Below are 561 nucleotides of genomic sequence, written 5' to 3'. Positions count from 1 at the left end.
AAGCAAAATTGCTATTTTCCCACAGCTGAGTGGCAATCGATTGCTTTCGCACACTATGCAACTCTGCGAGCTCATTGAATACATGAATGAGTTTGGCAGGGTGATTCGGCTCCCCTTGATAACCAAGTATAGGCATATCTGGAGCATCTGTTTCTATAACTAGATTTTCGAGTGGTAATCTTTGAATCGCGTCGCGAGTTTTATGGGCTCTCGGATAGGTAATGGTTCCACCAACACCGATGAAAAAACCTAATCTGACCCACTCCATCCCCTGCTGATAACTACCAGCAAACGCGTGCAAAACGCCACCACGAGGTAACTTCGCCGCTTTGACCATTTGAATGAGTCGATTGTGTGCTTTCCGGCTGTGCAAAATGACAGGAAGATTGAAACGCCTTGCCAGCTCAAATTGAGTTTCAAGCGCCCTTTCTTGTAGCTCAGGATCTACGTTAACTGCAAAGTCTAGTCCGCACTCTCCGATTGCCACACACTGTGGCGATTTTTGGTTGAGATAGCGTTCTAGTTCTGCAAGGTGCTGCTCAACGTTATCTTCTAGAAAAT

1 protein-coding gene is annotated in these 561 nt (G+C 46.0%); it reads right to left on the bottom strand.

Annotated features, from left to right (window positions below):
* A partial coding sequence (locus R7P74_RS28305; RefSeq protein WP_318124008.1) for a TatD family hydrolase occupies nucleotides 1-561 on the bottom strand: 561 nt, incomplete at both ends.

It is taken from the genome of Vibrio sp. 2033 (assembly GCF_033339735.1).
The sequence above is the reverse complement of the archived record's forward strand: the minus strand, read 5'-3'. Positions and strand labels throughout refer to the sequence as shown.